The organism is Methylobacter sp. Wu8 (genome assembly GCF_036440755.1).
Lineage (GTDB): Bacteria > Pseudomonadota > Gammaproteobacteria > Methylococcales > Methylomonadaceae > Methylobacter_A > Methylobacter_A tundripaludum_A.
Genome location: NZ_JAZGVT010000066.1, coordinates 71,539 through 88,169 on the forward strand (window position 1 = coordinate 71,539; position 16,631 = coordinate 88,169).

Sequence of the window (16,631 nt, forward strand, 5' to 3'; positions counted from 1 at the left end):
CTGTGTGACCTGATCTAAGAGGGCGAATAGATTGATTGCAAAATAACCACTGCGTTGGTGGTTCCGCCGGTTGCTCTAACGGTAATTTTATAAGGTGTTGTAGTCGGATCGGGAGGACAGGTGCCAAAACAGGCGGCCGGTAATTGTTGAATGATATAAACCGGGGTGGTGATACCGTTGCCTAATGTACTGACCGAAGACCTAGCAACTGGATTGGTTGTCCAAAAACTGTCAGCCAAAATTGCGGAGTCGGTTGGAATGGTGGAAGTGTCCTTATAAAAACCACCAGTACCTGCATCGGTAAATGTTGGTAATACGGCTGGCGAAATTAGACTGGATTCCGCTGCTTTAAGCGCGGATTCAGCAGCCTGAAAAGCTAAATTTTTGTCACGGATGTTACCGGCCATTTTTTCTTCCAACGAGGTTGATTGCATGCCGGTGGTGCCTATCAGAGTCAATAGCAGCAGCATAATTAAACTGATTATCAGTACAACGCCGGATTGAGAAGAGGCTTTCGGTTGCACACCCTTGGGCGCGTAAGTGGATGCAGTAAGTGGGGAATCCAAAGTAGGAGCCGTTGCCGTGCCGTGCAAAATCGAATGGCTGCTGGGGAGCTTGGTTGCGGTCATTGGCTTGTTATTCATGAAGGCCTCTGTTTTTTATGACAGCTAGTTGCGCACGGCAATGGTTGTATTAAAAACCCGTCTGATTTTGTTATCCGTTGCTGTAGTTGTCGCGCCATTATAGGTATACGTTAAAGGTTCTGCGGCGAGGTTGTCGTCAAGAGTTACTGCCAACAGGCTGATACGAATACTGACTATCTTGGTCATATCAATCACATTGTTTGCCGAAACATAATAATTGGGCGCCCCATCTGGCGTTGGATCGGTATCCTCTCCGTATAAAATCTGCATCTGTTCTATGCCTTCCACTAATTCCTCTGCTGCATTTGAGCCAATGCGCCGATAAAGCGAGGGCTGGCCGCCGGAGCCCGTTCTTATATAATAACTAACGGTGTTGATTGGGTAGACTTGACCGTTAACATAGGTTTTACCCAAATCATTCGTCAAATTATCGGGTGTGCAGCCGCTGCCGGTGTTATGAGAAAGAATACTTCCGGTTATTGCGCTGACCTGGAATACTGCGGTTGCTGAGCAATCGGAGACTACAGCAATAGTGCAATTGTTTGCGCCTGCGGACGTTAAAAAACCTGCGGTTCTCAAATTTGCGGTAGTAGCGGTTGCGTCTAATGTAAGGTCGGCGGTACTGGTCGCATGCGTGGTCACTGTAAAACTTTGATCATCCGCTCGGCGAATGGTGATGACGTCGGAGCCACCGAGTGGGGAAGTGATCGCGGCGTCTATCGTAGGTGTCCATGCCGATGCGTCGGTTGATTCAAATCCCTCAATAGCCTTACCGAAATTATATAAAAAACTCGTTGGCGTATTCAGCGTATTAGTAAGCGTGGCTTGACTGGTGCATCCCATGAAGCCAGCCATGCGAATATCATTGGTTAAAAAATCCAGCGCAAATCGGCCATTTTCCTGCAATCGGGATAAACCTTCCTGCATTCTGTAGGTTTGCTTACTACCGATAAAAATCTGTAACACACCACCTACTAAAAACGCGCCAATCAATAAGGCAATCATGATTTCTATCAAGGTTATTCCGGTTTGATAGGGGCTATTTCTCATAATTGAAAGCGAGTTTGAAAGTTGTGATTATTGCTGTCATCGCCATCCCTGTCTTCATCCCAAGTGATCGTAATGGTAAACGTATTGCTTGTAACCGCTATGGTGCCAATACCGCTGGGTAAGCTGTTACGCACAGCGCTGTTCCATTCAAAGAGATCGTTTTCCGCCATGTCAGCCGGGCTGCACCCGGTTGTAGTCAGGCAATTTGGTTTTGCTGTGGCCGAGCTCGGGAGAACGGTAGTGTAGTTAGCCTTTCCAATGATATTGGCCCGCATTCTGTCCGAGAGGTCGTAGGCCAATTGTGTGGCTTGGCTGCGATTGTAGGCGCTCTGGCTATTTTTAAGGCTTGTGGCCTGCAAGCCAGCCAAGCCGAGCAAGCCGACCGCCAGCACCAGCATGGCTATCAGAACTTCAATTAGAGTAAATCCGGTGTTTGTTTTCACGTTTCAGCACATTAAGGAATACAAGACGTAATATTGGATGCCGCAGTGGCCGTAGTATCAGTGTTGGGGATTCCGTCATTATTGCTATCTAAACCCATACGTCCTCGTCCGACTGAATTAACAATGATAAGTTTGGATGTATTTGCTTCTGGAACATTATTGCCGTCGCTGTTATCGCAAATGACAAAACTGCCGTTAGTATTACTTTGTCCGGATGAGGCAAAGCGAATGAAGTTTGAAAAATTATTGCCCCGTAAAGTATAGGAGAACTTTAAAGGATCGTAGGTTCTGATAAGAACATCTCCCGTTTCGAAATTGCCATCGCTGTCGGCATCTGTAAAAATGTCCCACCCGTCTTCCCAGTTTGCCCCGGCACCTTTGTTGGTAAACGAATTGTCGTCAACTTTTCGTACTGTTACCGAGATGCCTCGTTTTACCGCCTCATTACGGGCCAAATTTAATGTCGTCACCAATTCATTGGCATAGGCCGTCAATCGGTTGCTGGTGATGATGGAGGTAAAGCTGGGGATGGCAACTCCTACCAGTATCCCCACGATGGCGATGGTAATCATCAGCTCAAGCAGCGTAAATCCTGTGTTGTATTCTGACTGGTTGCGCATAATTTTGCAGTATCCCGTTGGCTGTTTATCTTTGCTCAGGGTCATTAATAAGATAGTGGTTTACTGTTAGAATTGAGTTGAAGATTAGTATAATCAGGCACCGGATAACTTACCACTCCTGTTGTCAGCAAGGTGCTGAACGCTAGAGACAATGTTTTTCTTTTTGATTTCATCGTATCCACCTGATTGATTTAGTTGTAAGCAATTTGATTGTACTATCCATTTTTTATAGGTCTGTTAATCGTCACACATTACTGTAAATTGTATTGATCAGCCTAATGTCCAAGAATCACGAAAATTATGCGGGGTATAGAGTAGCAAAGCAGAGGCTTTAGATGGTGCAAAAACAGCACACAGCACGCCTAGATCGTCCGGTTTAAGATGCTTATCTCTGGCAATTAGGACAAAACACCGTTGATCGATTGGCTATCCTGATTTCTGTTAGCGGCTGATTGCAGCTGACACACGGTAGTCCGGCGCGACCGTAAACCCTAAGCCGCTGTTGAAAATAACCGGGTTTTCCGGTTTCATTGACAAAATCCCTCAGCGTTGTACCGCCTTGTAAAATGGCTTGCTGTAAAACGACTCGAATGCACTCCGCCAGCTTTTGATAGCGCGTCAAAGACACTTTGCCGGCTTGGCGCGTAGGCAGTATGCCAGCCATAAACAAGGCCTCATTGGCATAAATGTTCCCCACTCCGACAACGATGTGGCTATCCATGATGAATGACTTTACCGCTGTCTTTCGGTTTTTGGACAACGAGTAAAGCAGTTCGCCGTTAAAATCGGATAGCAGCGGTTCCGGGCCTAAATCTTTGAGTAATTGATGTTCTGCTGCGGGTTTTGTTGTCCATAACACCGCGCCAAACCGGCGAGGATCATTAAGACGAAGCACCGTTCCGTCAGTAAAAACAAAATCGACATGGTCGTGTTTGCCTGCTGCTTGATCTAAAGACATAATCCGTAAATTGCCGGACATGCCTAAATGCAGAAGCACCGTGCCGGAAGCGGTGGAAAACAACAGATACTTCGCTCTCCTGGAAACCGATTGAATACAGAGCCCCGTTAAGTCTTGATTGAGCGTCTCAGGCACCGGCCAGCGTAGTTTGGGCTGGCGGACGATGACCTGCTTAATGATTTGTCCTTCAATATGCGGGGCTATGCCTCGGCAGGTGGTTTCAACTTCGGGTAATTCAGGCATGGGTTAGTTTTTGAGAGGGGATGTATTTGGGTTTGTGAATTTTAACATGGATGCGGTTGTGGATTTCAGGCGGTTCCATCCCATGTCATGTGGATGAAGATCATGAATGGGTGCGGCGCTGAGGTCCGGTTTTTATAAAATAGTTTAAGTCGATCACATAACTAATTATTTTGTAGCAAGAATATTCGTTATTTTATCGTGTCGGCGATTAAAAATAGCTTATAATTAATCTGTACTTAGTTTTACGTTTTTGCCGGTAGAGACTAAGTTGATTTTTTCGACATTCATTTTATTACTAGCGTCCCGTGTGGGTAAAAGAAGAACAGTATGAGCAACGTATTGATTATAGGTAATCATGTGAAGGTACAGGGTATGCCGAATGATTTTAAAATACTCTCGTATAATTTTGTCTTGGGCGGCTCTGTTGAAATGATTCTGGAATCATCCGAGGGTAGTCGAATTTTTTTGAAGCGTAGAAAATCACAAATCACGGATATTGAACATGAGTATGATTTTGATACGGGTTCGAACGATGAGAATTACGGATATTAATGTGCTTTGCAGCTCGCTCTTACAGTGAGCCGGTCGAACGCATAATAAAAAAGGCCTTCGCTTTATCGAAGGCCTTTTTTTATGGCTGCCGCTTTAGCAATATGGAGACATGCAACGGGCTGTGAAATCATTCGAATTATTCCGGTTTCCTGGCTGAATGCCGCGAATTTTTACTATCAATCTTAAGTGCGTCATTCTCAATATTGATTTCAGGGTCCATTCCAGCGAGACTTCATAACCGTGGTTATCAACGCATATAGCAAATTCGTGTTTATTCATGGTCGTATGTCAGTATAACGTTTAATTTTAAATTCGCGTTTCCCGATGCCTGTAGCCTCATACCCGTGAGTTTCGGCTTCACGAGCCGAGCGTCTGTAGCAAAGCCTTTACGCCAATGACCAAGACCGTGAGTTTTACGAAGCCTCGGCAACTCTCTGATGCCCGAGCGGCTAACAAAAGTTTCGGTCTGTCGTCAATCCGATCATGTTTCGACAAGGCCTTTAGTCCTGAGCGTAGTCGAAGGGTCAGCACGAACAGCTTGACGATAGAAGGCAGTGATTTCGGGACGTTATTTTTAACCTCATCCTAAGATGAAGGCTAAGTGCGTTAACTTCCGGCTGAAGCCGGAACTTCAAACCCTTTGATCTCTTCCATAAATTGGGCGACCCAGCGTTCGACGCGCGGCAGGCAGCCATTCAGCGAGGCCTGCTTTTCCGGGATGCTGAAGAAATCGGGCTCATGAAGGTAGGGATTTGTGATTCTGCCGACATCGATGGCGTCGTGACTGAGATCGACTATCCGTCCGTCGATGATATTGTATTGATGTTCATAGTGGCCGCAGATAGCCCCGCCGAAAACCCGGTTCATGAACAAGCTGCCATATTTGCACGAGCCGGACAGATCGGTGGGTGCGAGTACGCCTCGTTCGGCGGCCTGCTCGCACCATTTGCGAAACACAAAGACCTTGGCTTGCGCGAAACGTTCATAGGAATAGGCAAGTTGCGCCTCCCGATCTACAGTCCAATCTATCATTTTAAGGGCCTAAGCGAATTACATATCGGCCCTCCATGATGGATTTGGAGGGATGGGAGTAAAGCGGGTGGGGGCTATTTGCCCCTACAACTTGCTTTATTCTAAAAAAATCAGTTGGTACGTGTGGAGCCTGTTCCCGCTCACCCCATTCGACAGGGCGAACGGGATTTCGAATGCTCACTGATTTTCTGGATTTTATTGTACCGGTGTGTCTTAACAGACCTCATCATGAGTAAACCTGACTCGCTCTTCGGCCGAACGCCCTAGGGCTTTGGCGAACCACGGCGGCGGCGCATCGAATACTTTCTGGAATTCCTTTAACTGGTCCACCGCTTCGGTGACGTCGGGAACCTTGATCGGGTAAATATCGGCGCGTATCACTTTGGCGGCAGCCGGACCTCCGATCGATTGCACGAACATCACATGACAGTCTTTAATCAGGTTGGCGCGAAACAGGTTTCTATCCTCAGCGCTGTCGGCTTCTATGGTTGAGCGTATATCAACCAGCCGGTAATCATGCTGCGATAATTGGTAAACCAGGAAACGGATACAGGAACCGAAATGTCCGTTAATCAATGCGCCGCTGTTCGAACCGATCGCGACGCGGATGGAATCGGGCATGTCGCCTTCTTTGTAAGGCATTATTTCCGGCAAGTCTTCATCTTCGGCCTCGTCTCCCCACAGATAACGCACCGCCAGCTTGATGTTGGCAAGACCGATGCCGATGTCCTCGCCGTCTTCCTCTCCATCCAGGCTGCCTAAGCCGGTTTTAAGATTGGTGACGGTGATGGATTTTAGCTTTTCATCGTCCAGCGGGGAGCCGACTCGGTCATGCAATATTTCCAGCAGCCTCGGTATATCGATACCGGGCAGGATGCGCGATGCTAAGGCAATGCGTAAGGCCAGTTCACGGGGCAATGCTTCCATTTTAATCTCCTGGTTTAAGAGCTTGGATAAGTTTGAGTATTTTTCTGGTGGAGGCTAAGTCCAGCGCAGTGAAATCATCATGCGATTTAAGATTTGGATCGGCGCCAGCCGCCAATAGTTGCGCAACAACTTTTTCTCTGCCGCTGGATGCGGCAAAAAGCAAGGCGGTGGCGCCGGAGGCGGAGTTTTGATGGTTAATATCGATGCCTGCATGAATCAATGCATCGATACAGGCGCTGCTTTCGGCATAACAAGCGGCCCACAATGCGTTATTGCCGTATTGATCGGTTACATCCAGCGCTGCATTCTGTTCGATCAGAAAATTGACTACATCGCTGCGGCCTTTCTGGCTTGCCAAAATCAACGGGTAAATGCCGTCGCTGTTCTTTAACGCCGGTTGGGCTACAGAAAAATAGTGGTTTTGTAACCAATCCCGTATTTCAGGTTTCATCATGCTTCCCGATGTTGGTCTTTCCAACCGGAATAACCGCCTTCCAGGCTGTAAACATCGATGAAGCCGAAATCGCTGAAAAATTGGGCAAGATGCTCGCTGGCGTGGCCGTAATAACAATAGATCAACAAGCTGCGCTGCTTATCGCCGCGCTTAATTAATGAGTCTTTCAGGCCTTCATGAACGTGTAGCGCGTCTTCCAAATGCCCGGCTCTATAATCTTTCAAATCTCTACAGTCCAGGATCATCGGTTTGGATTCTTTAATCAGGTTTTTAGAATCGGCAACGGAGATTGTTTTGTATTTCATGGCGGTGTTAATGACGGAAAGGTCATTCCTCAAAAGGACGTAAAGGTTGTAGTAAAGCTGACAATAAAACAGCTATTGTTGCTTCGTGTATGCTTATCGGTCATTTAGCAAGCCCTCTCTGACGCAGTCTGGGCGATACACTGTATTAATAAGCAAATCATTTGCCACAATCGTGATTAACCCTTGTTTTCCGGTATTGGCACGAATTTATCAGGCAAAAAAAAGCGCCCTAGTCGAGAAAATAGGGCGCCAAAGGTATTAAACCCAGGAGGAGCGATAATGAAATGATCTACATATAAAATATTCAGCATAAATAGTGCCAACAATTAATATCCTTATGTTACAGATGCTTATTGTTTTTTGACGTCCGGCTATGTGGAGTTTGCACCAAAAATCTGCATCGGCATGTTTTGAGTGTCCTAACTTAGTGCATTTTCTGCGGATATTCCTCGGCAAATGGTAAATGCGGCAAAAAAGTCGGCGGCGCCATTTTGGGGTGCCGCCAAAACCTTAGATTGCACCGACCGCAGCTTCTTTAATCACTTCTATAGTGTTTTCTTCCGCTTCGGCAAATGAAACGACCGGCGTTTTCGGGTTGTACGATTTGGCGGCCGCATAAGCGATGGCGACTTTATCCTCGGCGGATTGATTCTTCAGCTCACTTTTTTCGATATACAGTTCTTCAAGCAGCTCATTCCAAACCAATCCTTCTTTGAAAGGAAGCAATTTATAAGCCACGCCTTCCAGTTCAACCTGCATGCCTTTACCGATATTTTCCACATAGATTAAAGCGGTGCAGTCTGCCGCAATATCGGCTTTGTATTTTTCAACAAAAACGGGCAGCAAATCGAGCGTAGGCAGCAGGCCGTTGATGAATTTGATTGTGTCGTTTTCAACGATCAGGGCGGAATGGATCAGCAAGGCTTCGGGCGGTTTGCGGTCGGTTGCCGAGCCTTCGCGCAGAGCGCCTTCTTTTATGACCAGGTCGCCGCGATAAGCATAAACGCCCGCAGTGCCGGTTTGACCGTTGACCAACGTGACGGTTAATAACCCTTTAGCATGGTAGGTTTCTAATAGCATTGTTTTTTCTCCAGAAAGGTAAGGTGTAAAGATAAGTATTAACCTCAATAAAGCAGGGTTTATGCCATGTTGGAGTGTTGTTATATGTTTCTTTTAAAACAGTAAGATAGGAATGTTTTTGCGGTTTTCTTGTCGTGGATATAGATGTTTAACTCAACAACGCTGATTGATTTTGTGAGTAATTGTCGTAAACCCTACATTTCAGTAAGGGGAGCGCGGGTGAGCTGGTTCCGAATCGCCGGATTTACTTCGTTCTCACGCAGCGTGGGGAAACCGGAAAATTCGGTTGCGATTGTAGAACCTTCATGTTCTTCGTGTCTTCGTGGTAAAAAATATTTTCGGCTTGCATTAACTCGATTCGGAGAGCGAGTTGCCGGCATCCCATAGCCGCTTGTAACTGCTGTCCATACGCGAAAGCTTGGTCGTTACCTGATTGAGCCGGTTAAATTCAGGAAAGCGGCCTTTGTTACCGGCGCCGTACCATTGCTCCATAGCCAGGTTCAGTTGCTGCCTGTCGCTATAGTCCTGCGCTATTTGGTTCTTTAACCACGTCATGCTGTTGCCGGGCGTCAGATCGACGATCCGGTAACGCACGGCTTCGTCAAAAATACGCACGCCGCCGCCTTCCGCCGCCGTTTGGTAGAGTTTTATAGGATCGATAACTTCAACGCCCGCCAGATAATCGATAGCGAAGTCGTGTAGTTCGGGCAGCCACGGGACGGTCGGTCCCATCAATACGGTGGTGGCGTGCCCAGCAAGATCGGCCAGGCGCGGGAAGGTTTTATTGGTGATGGAACTGGCCGTTAAAAACACCCAATCGGCGCCCGGCAATAAAAATTCGCAGGCCGGATCGGGATAGTCGGAAGAAGTAGGCTGCCGTTCGATGATGCTGAGATCGATTTGCTCGGCATAGCGCTCGATGCCCGGATAACGTCCGACTACGACGACTTTCTTGCCTTGCAGCCTGGGCAGGAAATGCTCGAAAACCGCCAGATTGGCGTTGTCTGGAGCAGGCAGCAGGGTGATTCCCGAAGGCGGTTCATAGCGGTTCAGGCTGCAATTAATCGCGGCCATCGCAACCGTCGCCTTGTAAGGCTCCCAATCGGTAATCCATCCGGCTAATTCCGATAATGTCTTACCGGCTAAGGTGCCGGGCCACGGCAGGGTGCGGGTCGGTATGCCGGGACTCATCGCCAGGCCTGTGTGCTGTGCTTTGCAAACCGTCCAGACTAGGCCGATGTTTAAGTCTGTGACTGCCGTATCGCTGCCGGCATAATCCAGTAACAGTTCATAAATTCGCGCCGGATTTTCCATGTCGGCTACTCAGCCATTTCCAATAACTTGGGCTCGGATTTAATCTGTTCGGCTTTGCCCCAGGCGGTAACGCCCTCGACGAAACGTTTGGGCTTGCTAGGATGCGGTTTGACTACATCGTATTCAGCGTAAAAAGTGCCGTCGCTATTAAACTGGAGCCTGCCGATACGTTGTTTTTTAGCGTCATCGTACCAGTAAGCGGTCAAGTTATGCCCGCCGGTATAAGGGTCCTTGACCAGTACGAAAACGGCGTCATCGTAACGCGGATAATGCTGGATTTCCGCTGAGCTAAAACCCAGTTCGTCGATTTCGTCAATCAGCCGCTGACAGATGCATTCAGCCAGTTGACGGTTTATTGCGATATGCTCGGATAAATCCATTATTCGGTAACTCCCGCCGCTAAATCCATAATCACTGACGCGCCGGAAAGATCTTCCGGGTCCAGTTGTTGCAGGTGCGACAAAATGAGTTGTGCGTCGATGGTGAAGCCAAGCCGCAGTTTGATAAACGCTAACGCTTTCAAGGTGTACAAATAAAATAGGGAACTCTCGCTGGCATACAAGTTCCATTTCTGCCGGTTCCGGGCCAAACGGCGATAATCGCTGGGAAAGCCGCCTTGTCTTGCCGATTCCTCCAGGCCCGCGATAACAACCCGTTCGGCGTCGACAAGGCGTTTTTGGAAGAAATAAAACTTATACAGCGCAAAATAGGTTTGCAAACAGCGGCTATCCAGCGCATGCGCTTGTAAAAATAAGGCCTCAGCGCCGCTTTGGTCGGTCGAGCTTGCAGCGACGGCCGCTTGCAGCAGGTGATTGACTTCGGCGGGCATATTCGGGCTGAACATTACCCGCTCTTCTACAAACGCAAGCGAAGCCATTACCAGATCTCGGCGGGAACCATCAGCTCAGCCACCGGCTCGCCGCCGAGCAGATGCTGCTCGATGATGGTCTTGACGTCGTCCTTTTTCAGCCTGCCGTACATCACTGCATCAGGATAAACCAGGACGCTGGGTCCCATCATGCAAGGCCCCATGCAGCCGGTGTTGGTCAGGGCGATTTTTTCAAACAGGTTGCGGGCTTGTATTTCATTCATGAACGCATCCATGATGTCCGCGCAACCGCTGCTGGCGCAGGAACCGCGCGGATGTCCCTGCGGACGGTTTTGGGTGCATACGAATACGTGTTTTTCGGGTCTAGGCATGGTTTTGTTCCTTAATTGTAAATTGTAGAAAAATTCACCACGAAGACACGAAGGTCACGAAGAAAATAAGATTTCGTATCTTCTGTTGTTTCCACGCGGAGCGCTCGCCGTTATACACATCTCGACGTAGGCCGGAATAAGCCTGTCCGCGCGTTAAGCGCAGGACTGGCGTTTCCGGCGCTCCGATTGCCGGAAACGCCCACCCTTGCTGACGCCGGGTGGTCTTATTCCGGCCTACATCCTAGGTGGGAATGCAGTCAAGGCGCGCTACGCCGTGAGCCATCAGAGACTTGCGTATACGGGACGCAGTATGTCCTGCACGGCGTTCCCACGCCAGCGCGTGGAAACGAGAAAAATCTTCGTGTCCTTCGTGTCTTCGTGGTGAATAATTATTCTTCGTGTCTTTTTTGTTACGCCGCTTGTTTATGTTCGTGGGTAAAACAGCTTTTCGGGCATACTTTGGAGCACGCTTCGCAGCCGATGCAATCGAGCCTGTTTTTTAGGCTCATGACCATGCTATTGTCGTCATCATCTTCAAAATCGCCGTAATCGTCATCGAAGTCGTCGGGATCAAGGGCTTCGGCTTTTTCCACCAGATCGAACACATCGCGCGGGCAGACTTTAAAGCAACGTCCGCAGCCTATGCAGGTCTTTTGGTTGATGTCGGTTACATAAGCGGGCGTCCATTCCGCGCCGCCAAAGGTAACGCCGGTTACAAATTCAGACATGGCTATTCTCCTGCTCAGGCCGCTTCAGATTGCGCGGCAGTCAGTTTCTGGTTGGCTTCATCCCAGGCTTTGCAGGCAACATAAGTGGCTTGTGCGATACCCAACAATTCACCGTATCCTTCAGGCAGGCTGTCTTCAATCAGGTCATGCAATACCATGGCTTGTTCATTAGCCAAGCGTTTGGTTTTTTTGACTTCTTTTTCCAGTTTTCTTAATTCTTCTTCAGTCATGTAGGCATTCCTCAATCAGTTGCGGCCGCATTGTATTTTTCGATCAAGCCCAATGCTTTTTCGATTATTTGGTCGCTTTTTTCACGCAGGTCTTCCAGGCTTGAGAAGCCGAAACGGTGGGTGTCGCGCAGGATTTTATCGACCACGATCAGTTTGCCGACCATGATTAACGCGCGGCCGAAACCTTCGTGGCTGATATGAACCATCGGAGCGGCCATCAGGCCGGATTTTTTCTCGATCAGCGTCGCCAGCGAGTTGTAATAGGCTTTTAGGCGGGCAATGGTGATTTCATCGGGATCGCCGATGACAGGAATGTCTTTCTTGCGTTCTTTGGTCAACACGACAGGGTCGATGATTTTGGCTTCCGACCAACCTTCATAGGTATCGTAAGTATCAATCGCGCGTAATTGCTTGATCATGTCTTTGACGATGTCGGAACTCAGGTTAGGGTCGTCTTCTTGTACGACTAATGCGGCTGCGGCCATGTTTTTTCTCCGTTAAGTGGTAATTTTTCTGGTTCCCAAGCTCCTGCTTGGGAATCCGGTTTTGGAAGCTCGAGCTTCGCGGACTGCGTTCCCAAGCACGAGCTTGGGAACGAGCGAATATCACTCATCCCAGCCTTCATCTTCCATTTGATTAAAGCGCTCAGGATCGGGACTCTTATGTTGATTAATCGCTTTCGCCAGCCAATTGGACGGCCCGGCCTTCATCTCATTTTGCAGGTCAACGATCAGGTCTTTAATCTTGCCGCCTTCATGCACTTTGACCGGCTGTATGTTTTTGGCGATCAGCTGGTTAATGGCCGAGCCGCCGACGGCTTGGCAATAGACCGCCGCGCAGCCGTTCAGCAATTCAATCTTGACCGACAGTTTGTCTTCGTTGCCGTCCTGCTGGAGTTCGCCAAACTGGGCGGCTTCCAGCAATTGCGCGTCGTCCATATCCACCGCATAAATCGCGAAGGACTTGGCCGAGCCGAAATGTTGGTTGACCGTTTCCATATCGGTGGTCGCAAACGCTATTTTTAATGCGGTTTCCATAAACTTCCTCTCATCAGTGCCTTGCACTATATGCATGCGTCTTGTTAATGACATGACAGCGCTTTACTTGAATTAAGCCCGGTTAATTCGCCGGCGGGTTTTTGGGCGTACACCGAGCGGTAGACCGGAATTTCTTCATGCGAATAATTGATGACCAGGTTAGCCAAATCGAACAGCGTTTGCCGCGAGCCGCGATAACCGATCCAGGTTTTCTGGTAGCCGCCGATAATGTCGTACAGCGGGAATCCGGCCCTTAAAATCGGCGTACCCAACCGCTCTGCGGTATCCACTGCATGGGAATTGCCGATCACCAGTTGCACCTTGTTGGCCTTGCCGATCAGTTCCATATCTTCAAGGTCGCCGATTTTGATGCTGGCGACAGGAATGCGCGACAACAACGGCACGTTGCAGGAGGTGACGGCGGCAACGACCTCCGCGCCCATTTCCTGAACCTGATCGACAAACGCATTCAATAAATCCGCATCGGCGGCAATCGCGATACGCAATTGGCCGAGCATGAAATGCGTGTCCAGCATTGCATCCTGTAATTGCGAGCGCTGCCGCTCGATGTGCTCGGGCACATCGTTGCCGCTGATTTCAGCCAATGCGGACATCAGCGCATCATTGGCTTTTAAGCCGTAAAGATGGTCGAGAGCATAGGTCGGCACGCCGGTTTTTTGTTCCAATAGCTCCGCCGCCTTGGCTAAAGACGGGCCGATAACAACCGTCGCCAATGCATCGCCGAGCGTCGCCATTTCTGATACCAAGGTGCCACCGATAGTCACCGGACTGAAATCCTCATCCGTCAAACAGCCGTCCAGCGAATCGGAAATATCGGGTACGAAAACAGGCCTGAGCTGGAACTGTTCGAAAATATCCCGAAGCGCTTCGAGGTCGCCGGGGGTCAGCATGTAATTGACCAATACATTGACCTGACGCTTGCGTTTACCCGGATAAGTTCCGGCTTCTTTGGCATCCGGCACCAACGCACGAATGATTTCGGTAAGGGTCGCTGCAAAACCGGTCTCGACGCTGCCGGTAAAATCGGGGGTATTGACCGCGACGACCGCAACATCGGCAAATTCCGGGTTGGCTTCCCTGAACTCCCTGACATTCCGGTGTACATCGGCGCCTTGCGTTTCCGCGAGACCGGTCGTCAAAATGGTAATCAGCGCAGGGCGGGATTTTTCGGCTATAGTTTTAATGCCTTCAACAACATTTTCGTCCGCGCCCATCACCGAGCTGCCTTGATCCATCGCCGTGCTTTGCAATGGAATCGGTTCGCGGAAGTGGCGCACGAAAAACACCTTGGCGAATGCGGTGCAGCCTTGCGAGCCGTGCAGCATCGGCATCGCGCGGTTAAAGCCCAGCGTCGCCAAAGAGCCGCCTATCGGCTGGCTGGCTTTCAGCGGATTGACCGATAGCGCCTTGTTTCTTTTCAGGATGTCAGCCATTGTTCACCTCTTCCATCACATTCAATACTGTTGATTCAAGGGGCTCCTTCTCCCTCAGGGAGAAGGCTGGGATGAGGGGGATAAAAAAAGCTTTTTTTATCATTTAAATTCCCCTCGGCAACTGCTCCCTGCGTTGCTCTACCTCCTGCATCCTTGCAGTCGTCACCCAACCCTCTCCCTCTGGAGAGGGCTTTGCACTGCTTAAGTCAGCAGTATTCACTATCTCATTTTCCCTATTTACCAAAGAGGAGGTTTTGACTTTCCACGGCGCAGGCGCTCTAACCGCCTCCCATACCGGGCTTTCAATCGTCAACGCCAGCTGGCGGACCAGTTCCAGCATGCCTTGGTAGCCTTCATAACCGAATTCGCGTTCCTGGTTAATATCCAGAAACGGAACCTTGGCTTTTAACGCGGTGTACATGTTGCGGCCGCCGGCGATCAGGATGTCGGCTTTGTAATCATGGACGATTTTCAGCAACGCCCTGGGGCTGCCGTCGTCGATCATCACCGTGTCTTCGCCCATCAGCTCGCGGATTCTGGCCTTGTCCTCTTCGGTGGATTTCTTGGTGCCGGTCGCAACTACCACCATGCCCAAATCCTGCAACGCGGAAATCACCGACCAGCTTTTTACGCCGCCGGTAAACAACAACACCCGTTTGCCTTTCAGGCGCACTTTCCACGGCTCCAGTTCCGTTCTGATCCGGGTTTCCTCACGCAGAATCAGAGCCTCGGTGCGTTCCGTTAAATCAGGGTCGTTAAGCACTCTTGCGAAATCCCGTAACGATTGGCTGGTGTCGGTTATGCCGTAATAGCTGCCTTCAAACCAAGGCGTACCGTACTTTTGCTGTAATTTGCGGGCGACATTGACCATCGCTTTGGAGCAAACCATCATATTGACTTCGGCCTTGTGCATGGTTTGCACTTCGCGGAAGCGCGCATCGCCGGACAAAGTGCACAGTATGCGCAAGCCCAGTTCATCGAACAGCGGCAACACATGCCAGAATTCACCGGCAATGTTGTATTCGCCGATCAGGTTTACGTCATGAATTTTTATTTCCGCGCGCTGGACGGTTAACGGCAAGGGATCGGGATCGCGAGTGCCGATCACATGATTAACCATTGCATCGCCGGCAATGCGGTTGCCCAGATTCTTGGTGCCGTAAAACCCGGCTGAATCGATCGGCACGACCGGAACGCCCCAGCGCTCCTCGGCGGACTTGCATACCGCATTAATATCATCGCCGACCAAGGCCGGGACGCAGGTGTTGTAAATAAACACCGCGGGCGGTGAGTAAGTATCTATCGCTTGCTTGATCGCATGGAACAGCCGTTTTTCCGAGCGCCCCATCACAATGTCCTGCTCGGTCAGGTCGGTCGTCATGCCGATGCGGTACAAATCCGCCCCGGAAGAGCGCGTACCCCGGTTGTCCCAGGAACTGCCCGCACAAGCGATAGGTCCGTGGACGATATGCGCGACATCGGCAATAGGCAGCAGCGCAATCTGCGCCCCGTCAAAAGCGCAACCGCCCGCCGAAGCGCCGGGTTTGGGCTTAGCGCAACCGGACTTTTCCTTCTTGTTATGCTCACAGGCAGGTTCGTCCAGCAGCGCGGCAATGTCTTTAGTTGATTTCATCGGTTTGACCACAATAGCTTTGTTTGATTAAGCTAAAGCAAGCGTTGTGCCATTTTGTATGGTATTGAAATTATTATAGTTATTTGATTTGTGTTTGTAGGAAAGCTTACAAAATGGGGGCATGGATATTACACGCGGGTTCATTGGAGCAATGCTGATGTGTATAGGCCAATGTTGTGGAAACAAGGCTAATGTTCATCTACGTCCAAAGCGGTATAATCTGGGGCAACTGAAAACAGGAGCCAAGACTATGAGCGCACAACCACAATACATAACAGATGCAAACGGACAAAAGTTGTCGGTGATTCTGCCAATGGCAGACTATCTGGAGCTGTTAGAGGACCTTGAAGACTTGGCAACCATTGCGGAGCGTAAAGATGAAGGCACTATTCCGCTTGAGGACGTTTTAAAAGAACTTAATCTATGACACGTTACCGCATTGAGTTTAAACAGACCGCCAAAAAAGAATTGGCGCAACTGCCGCGGCCGATAGCCGAGAAAGTGGCGGAACGCATAAAGGCGCTAGCCGACAACCCAAGACCGGATGGATGTAAAAAGCTGACCGGATCAGCATACTCATATCGAATTCGAATAAACGATTACCGCGTAGTGTATTCAATAACCGACCAGTGTCTGATAATTCAGGTTATCAAAATAGGCCACCGTAAAGACATCTATCAATAAGATGTGGAAGAGATGCTATACTAATTTTTCATTAATTAGTAAT

At 49.4% G+C, this 16,631-nt stretch carries 22 protein-coding genes; 2 read left to right on the forward strand and 20 right to left on the reverse strand.

Annotated elements, in window-relative coordinates; translation table 11 throughout:
• Positions 1-14 precede the first annotated feature (14 nt).
• The 20 genes from V3O24_RS11275 to nifE form a co-directional block, all read right to left on the reverse strand.
• Positions 15-629, reverse strand: a complete 615-nt coding sequence (locus V3O24_RS11275) for a PilX N-terminal domain-containing pilus assembly protein (protein WP_331307310.1) — start codon at positions 627-629, stop codon at positions 15-17.
• Between the two features lie 39 nt (positions 630-668).
• Positions 669-1,694 (reverse strand): PilW family protein, encoded by a 1,026-nt coding sequence (locus V3O24_RS11280; RefSeq protein ID WP_348529991.1) that lies wholly within the window; start codon positions 1,692-1,694, stop codon positions 669-671.
• A complete protein-coding gene (gene pilV, locus V3O24_RS11285) occupies positions 1,691-2,137 on the reverse strand; it encodes a type IV pilus modification protein PilV (RefSeq protein WP_104425338.1) in 447 nt (148 codons plus the stop codon). Before pilV ends, V3O24_RS11280 begins: the two co-directional genes overlap by 4 nt.
• A gap of 11 nt (positions 2,138-2,148) precedes the next feature.
• Positions 2,149-2,802 carry a GspH/FimT family pseudopilin gene (locus V3O24_RS11290; protein ID WP_258076728.1) on the reverse strand — a complete coding sequence of 218 codons (654 nt, stop codon included), beginning with the start codon at positions 2,800-2,802 and terminating at the stop codon, positions 2,149-2,151.
• A gap of 340 nt (positions 2,803-3,142) precedes the next feature.
• Entirely contained in the window at positions 3,143-3,958 is an 816-nt protein-coding gene (gene mutM / locus V3O24_RS11295) for a bifunctional DNA-formamidopyrimidine glycosylase/DNA-(apurinic or apyrimidinic site) lyase (protein WP_331307312.1), read from the reverse strand.
• 1,158 nt (positions 3,959-5,116) lie between these two features.
• Complete coding sequence (locus tag V3O24_RS11300) at positions 5,117-5,542, reverse strand: transcriptional regulator (RefSeq protein WP_104425341.1); 426 nt, start codon at positions 5,540-5,542, stop codon at positions 5,117-5,119.
• A gap of 213 nt (positions 5,543-5,755) precedes the next feature.
• Positions 5,756-6,469, reverse strand: a complete 714-nt coding sequence (locus V3O24_RS11305; protein WP_104425342.1) for a dinitrogenase iron-molybdenum cofactor biosynthesis protein — start codon at positions 6,467-6,469, stop codon at positions 5,756-5,758.
• Position 6,470: 1 nt separating this feature from the next.
• Positions 6,471-6,923 carry an ankyrin repeat domain-containing protein gene (locus V3O24_RS11310; protein WP_258076729.1) on the reverse strand — a complete coding sequence of 151 codons (453 nt, stop codon included), beginning with the start codon at positions 6,921-6,923 and terminating at the stop codon, positions 6,471-6,473.
• A complete protein-coding gene (locus V3O24_RS11315; protein WP_104425343.1) occupies positions 6,920-7,228 on the reverse strand; it encodes a thiosulfate sulfurtransferase GlpE in 309 nt (102 codons plus the stop codon). Before V3O24_RS11315 ends, V3O24_RS11310 begins: the two co-directional genes overlap by 4 nt.
• A 510-nt stretch (positions 7,229-7,738) precedes the next feature.
• Complete coding sequence (locus tag V3O24_RS11320) at positions 7,739-8,308, reverse strand: hypothetical protein (protein WP_331307313.1); 570 nt, start codon at positions 8,306-8,308, stop codon at positions 7,739-7,741.
• A gap of 348 nt (positions 8,309-8,656) precedes the next feature.
• On the reverse strand, positions 8,657-9,622 hold the full coding sequence (locus tag V3O24_RS11325) for a DUF364 domain-containing protein (protein WP_331307314.1): 966 nt from the start codon (positions 9,620-9,622) through the stop codon (positions 8,657-8,659).
• Between the two features lie 5 nt (positions 9,623-9,627).
• Positions 9,628-10,002: a hypothetical protein gene (locus tag V3O24_RS11330; RefSeq protein WP_331307316.1), complete on the reverse strand. Its 375-nt coding sequence runs from the start codon at positions 10,000-10,002 to the stop codon at positions 9,628-9,630.
• The gene (locus V3O24_RS11335; protein ID WP_331307317.1) at positions 10,002-10,499 is read right to left on the reverse strand and encodes a hypothetical protein; all 498 of its coding nucleotides are present in this window, start codon (positions 10,497-10,499) and stop codon (positions 10,002-10,004) included. The genes V3O24_RS11330 and V3O24_RS11335 overlap by 1 nt, the downstream gene beginning before the upstream one ends.
• Entirely contained in the window at positions 10,499-10,822 is a 324-nt protein-coding gene (locus V3O24_RS11340) for a (2Fe-2S) ferredoxin domain-containing protein (RefSeq protein ID WP_104425348.1), read from the reverse strand. Before V3O24_RS11340 ends, V3O24_RS11335 begins: the two co-directional genes overlap by 1 nt.
• Before the next feature lie 410 nt (positions 10,823-11,232).
• Positions 11,233-11,550 (reverse strand): ferredoxin III, nif-specific, encoded by a 318-nt coding sequence (gene fdxB, locus V3O24_RS11345; protein ID WP_104425349.1) that lies wholly within the window; start codon positions 11,548-11,550, stop codon positions 11,233-11,235.
• 14 nt (positions 11,551-11,564) lie between these two features.
• Complete coding sequence (locus V3O24_RS11350) at positions 11,565-11,780, reverse strand: CCE_0567 family metalloprotein (RefSeq protein WP_331307318.1); 216 nt, start codon at positions 11,778-11,780, stop codon at positions 11,565-11,567.
• Between the two features lie 11 nt (positions 11,781-11,791).
• A complete protein-coding gene (locus V3O24_RS11355) occupies positions 11,792-12,265 on the reverse strand; it encodes a NifX-associated nitrogen fixation protein (RefSeq protein ID WP_104425351.1) in 474 nt (157 codons plus the stop codon).
• 120 nt (positions 12,266-12,385) lie between these two features.
• Complete coding sequence (gene nifX / locus V3O24_RS11360) at positions 12,386-12,871, reverse strand: nitrogen fixation protein NifX (RefSeq protein WP_331307319.1); 486 nt, start codon at positions 12,869-12,871, stop codon at positions 12,386-12,388.
• Positions 12,862-14,271, reverse strand: a complete 1,410-nt coding sequence (nifN, locus tag V3O24_RS11365) for a nitrogenase iron-molybdenum cofactor biosynthesis protein NifN (RefSeq protein WP_331307320.1) — start codon at positions 14,269-14,271, stop codon at positions 12,862-12,864. The genes nifX and nifN overlap by 10 nt, the downstream gene beginning before the upstream one ends.
• 103 nt (positions 14,272-14,374) lie before the next feature.
• Positions 14,375-15,904, reverse strand: a complete 1,530-nt coding sequence (gene nifE / locus V3O24_RS11370; protein ID WP_258076730.1) for a nitrogenase iron-molybdenum cofactor biosynthesis protein NifE — start codon at positions 15,902-15,904, stop codon at positions 14,375-14,377.
• A gap of 250 nt (positions 15,905-16,154) precedes the next feature.
• On the opposite strand from nifE, the gene V3O24_RS11375 reads away from it, so the two are divergent.
• A complete protein-coding gene (locus V3O24_RS11375; protein ID WP_331307321.1) occupies positions 16,155-16,331 on the forward strand; it encodes a hypothetical protein in 177 nt (58 codons plus the stop codon).
• Positions 16,328-16,588, forward strand: coding sequence for a type II toxin-antitoxin system RelE/ParE family toxin (locus V3O24_RS11380; protein WP_331307322.1), 261 nt, complete (start codon positions 16,328-16,330; stop codon positions 16,586-16,588). Before V3O24_RS11375 ends, V3O24_RS11380 begins: the two co-directional genes overlap by 4 nt.
• The last annotated feature ends 43 nt before the right edge of the window (positions 16,589-16,631 follow it).